A 3343-nucleotide genomic window follows, 5' to 3' on the forward strand; every position below is an offset into this window, starting at 1 on the left:
CGGCGAGACATCCCCTAGGGGGTGGTCTCCCCCTGGTGCGCCCCTTCGGCGATGGTGATGATCTCCGGCGAGGCCGGGCCCAGCGGACTCCGGTCCCAGTCGCCGTAGCGGGCCACCGTACGCAGCCCGGCCTCGGCGAGGAAGCGGTCCAGCTCGCCGGGGCCGAGGAAGCGGAGGGTGTTGCGGCCGACCCGCGGGGCCGGCCAGCTCTCGCAGGTGTAGGTCTCGGTGAAGCCGACGAGACCGCCCGCCGGACCGTGTGTCACCTCGTGGTGGACCCGGATCTCGGCACCGTCCGGGCCGGTGAGGGTGCGCACCCGGTCCGGGGTCCAGCGCTCCCACGGGCGGACCTCGGGGTTGCGGGTCTCGAAGACGAAGCGGCCGCCCTCCGCCAGTGCCTCCCGCACCGCGCCCAGGCACTGCCGTACGTCCTCGTCCCGGACCAACTGCTGGAAGGCGTGCCCGGTCATCACCGCGAGCGCGAACTCACCCTTCCACGCGCGGCTCCTGGTGTCCCCGAGGACCCACTCGACGTCCGGGCCGCCTTCCCGGGCCCGCACCAGCATCGCGGCGGCCGGGTCGAGTCCGGTCAGCCGTCCGGGGTGCCCCTCGGCGCGGGCCCGGCGGAGCAACTGGCCGGTGCCGCAGCCGATGTCCAGCACCGAGTCCGCCGCGCGGATCAGGCCGAGGTGGAAGTCGTCGCCCGGACCCCAGGGGTTGAGGGTGTCGTAGTGGGCGGCGACCGAGAGGTCGTTGAACGGGTGGGTCGGCACCGTGGCAGTCTCACATGGTCGTCGGAGCGCCCGTCGGCGCCGGGGAAAGGTTCCGGCCAGGACGTGAAAAGGCCCGCGTCCGGGTGGACGCGGGCCTTCAGGGTTGTGTCAGACCGCTTCCTGCGGGGTCTTGGAGAGGCCGGTGACCGGGATGATCTCCTGCGTCTCCGGATAGTGGCAGGCCGTGAGGTGGCCGGCCTTGTTGCCCTCGGCCTGCGCGAGCGGCGGGGCCTCGGTCGCGCACTTCTCCGTCGCCTTCCAGCAACGGGTGCGGAAGCGGCAGCCCGACGGCGGGTCGATGGGCGAGGGCACGTCCCCGACCAGACGGATGCGCTCGCGCGGGGTCTCGTCCACCGTGGCCTCCGGGACGGCGGAGAGCAGGGCGCGGGTGTAGGGGTGGCGCGGGTTGTTGTAGAGGTCGTCGCGGTCGCCGATCTCCACGATCTTGCCGAGGTACATCACCGCGACACGCTGGGAGAAGTGCCGCACGATGGCGAGGTCGTGCGCGATGAACACGAAGGCGATGCCGAGTTCGCGCTGCACCTTCTGGAGCAGGTTCACGACCTGGGCCTGGATCGACACGTCCAGCGCGGAGACCGGCTCGTCCGCCACGATCAGCTTCGGGTTCAGGGCGAGCGCCCGCGCCACCCCGATGCGCTGGCGCTGGCCGCCGGAGAACTCGTGCGGGAAGCGGTTGAAGTGCTCGGGGTTGAGACCGACGATCTCCAGCAGCTCCCGCACCCGCTTCTCACGGCCACCGGGCGGCTCGATGCCGTTGATCTCCATCGGGCCGGCGATGATCTTGCCGACCGTGTGCCGCGGGTTCAGGGAGGCGTACGGGTCCTGGAAGATCATCTGGATCTCGGACCGGATCGGCGCGAGGGCCTTGCGGCCCGCGTGCGTGATGTCCTGGCCCCGGTAGGCGATGCGGCCCGCGGTCGGCTCCATCAGCCGGGTGATCAGCCGGCCGGTGGTGGACTTGCCGCAGCCGGACTCGCCGACCAGGCCCAGGCTCTCGCCCTCGGCGACCTGGAAGTCCAGCCCGTCCACGGCCTGCACCGCGCCGACGGTGCGCCGGATCGGGAAGCCGCCCTTGATCGGGAAGTGCTTGGTCAGCCCGGAGACGTCCAGGAGGGGAGTGGTGTCGCTCATGGTGGTGAAATCCCGTCTCGTGTACGTCAGATGGCCTTGCTGGCGGCAAGGTCGGCGAGGAACTCACGGCGCTGGCCGTCGGAAAGGTGGCAGGCGTTGCCGCGGCCGTCCTCGATCTGGAGCAGCGGGCGCTCGGTGGCGCACCGGTTGCCCTCCACCTCGGAGGCGAAGGCGCAGCGCGGGTGGAAGCGGCAGCCGGTGGGCGGGTTGAGCAGCGAGGGCGGGGAACCCGGGATCGGGTTGAGCGGCACGTCGACCGGGCCGTCCAGGCTCGGCATGGAACCGAGCAGACCCCAGGTGTAGGGGTGCTGCGGGGAGCGCAGCACCTCCTCCTTCGGGCCCCGCTCCACGCAGCGGCCGCCGTACATCACCAGCACGTCGTCGGCGATGTCCGCGATGACGCCCAGGTCGTGGGTGATGAAGATGATCGAGGTGCCGAACTCCTGCTGGAGGTCCTTGAGCAGGTCCATGATCTGGGCCTGCACGGTGACGTCCAGCGCGGTGGTCGGCTCGTCCGCGATCAGGAGCTTCGGGTCGCAGACCAGGGCCATGGCGATCATCGCGCGCTGGCGCATACCGCCGGAGAACTCGTGCGGGTAGTTGTCGACCCGGCGGTCCGGCTGCGGGATGCCGACCCGGCGCAGCATCTCGATCGCCCGCTCCCGCGCCGCCTTCTTCGAGGCGCCGGTGTGCTTGCGGTAGACCTCGCCGATCTGGGTCCCGATGGTGTGGTACGGCGACAGCGAGGCCAGGGCGTCCTGGAAGATCATCGCCATCTTGTTGCCGCGGAGCTTCTCCAGCTTCCGCTCCGGGGCGCCGAGGAGCTCCTCGCCGTCCAGCAGGATCTGGCCCTCGATCTCGGTGTGATCGCGGTCGTGCAGGCCCAGGATCGTCAGGTTGGTGACGGACTTGCCGGAACCCGACTCGCCCACGATGCCGAGCGTCTGGCCCTTGGCCAGGTCGAAGGTGAGTCCGTCGACGGCCTTGACCATGCCGTCCTCGGTGGAGAAGTGGACCTTGAGGTCCTTGACGGAGAGGAACGGCTGCTGATGGGTGCTCGTCACGGGGACGCTCCTGGGGGTGATGCGAGGGGGGTAGTCGGACGGGCGGAGGTCAGGCGAGCCGGATGCGCGGGTCGATCAGGCCGTACACCGCGTCGACGACGATGTTGAAGAGGACGATCGCGCCGGCCGACAGCAGGGTGACGCCCATGAGCATGGGCAGGTCGCTCTTCTCCACGGAGTCCACCGCGAGCCGGCCCACTCCCTGGAGGCTGAAGGTGTACTCGGTGATCATGGCGCCGCCGATGAGGGTGGCCAGGTCGATGCCGAAGATGGTGACGATCGGGCCCATCGCGCCGCGCCAGGCGAACCGGAAGAACACGTTGCGGCCGGAGAGGCCCTTGGCGCGGGCGGTGC

4 protein-coding genes are annotated in these 3343 nt (G+C 70.6%); all 4 read right to left on the bottom strand.

The annotated features are described in order from the left end of the window. Window positions 1-14: 14 nt before the first annotated feature. The gene (locus CCN33_RS06535; RefSeq protein WP_086692155.1) at window positions 15-773 is read right to left on the bottom strand and encodes a class I SAM-dependent methyltransferase; all 759 of its coding nucleotides are present in this window, start codon (window positions 771-773) and stop codon (window positions 15-17) included. 108 nt (window positions 774-881) lie between these two features. Beyond that, the gene (locus tag CCN33_RS06540) at window positions 882-1925 is read right to left on the bottom strand and encodes an ABC transporter ATP-binding protein (protein ID WP_086692158.1); all 1044 of its coding nucleotides are present in this window, start codon (window positions 1923-1925) and stop codon (window positions 882-884) included. Between the two features lie 26 nt (window positions 1926-1951). Beyond that, window positions 1952-2989 carry an ABC transporter ATP-binding protein gene (locus CCN33_RS06545; RefSeq protein ID WP_086692161.1) on the bottom strand — a complete coding sequence of 346 codons (1038 nt, stop codon included), beginning with the start codon at window positions 2987-2989 and terminating at the stop codon, window positions 1952-1954. Window positions 2990-3038: 49 nt separating this feature from the next. Beyond that, window positions 3039-3343: ABC transporter permease subunit (locus CCN33_RS06550; RefSeq protein WP_140394478.1), on the bottom strand; the 305-nt coding region annotated here is incomplete at its 5' end.

This window comes from Streptomyces recifensis (assembly GCF_002154615.1).
Lineage (GTDB): Bacteria > Actinomycetota > Actinomycetes > Streptomycetales > Streptomycetaceae > Streptomyces > Streptomyces griseoluteus.

Bases quoted from the DNA above. Each gene is read 5' to 3' on its own strand.
- CCN33_RS06540 (WP_086692158.1), bottom strand. From the start codon at position 1,925: ATGAGCGACACCACTCCCCTCCTGGACGTCTCCGGGCTGACCAAGCAC.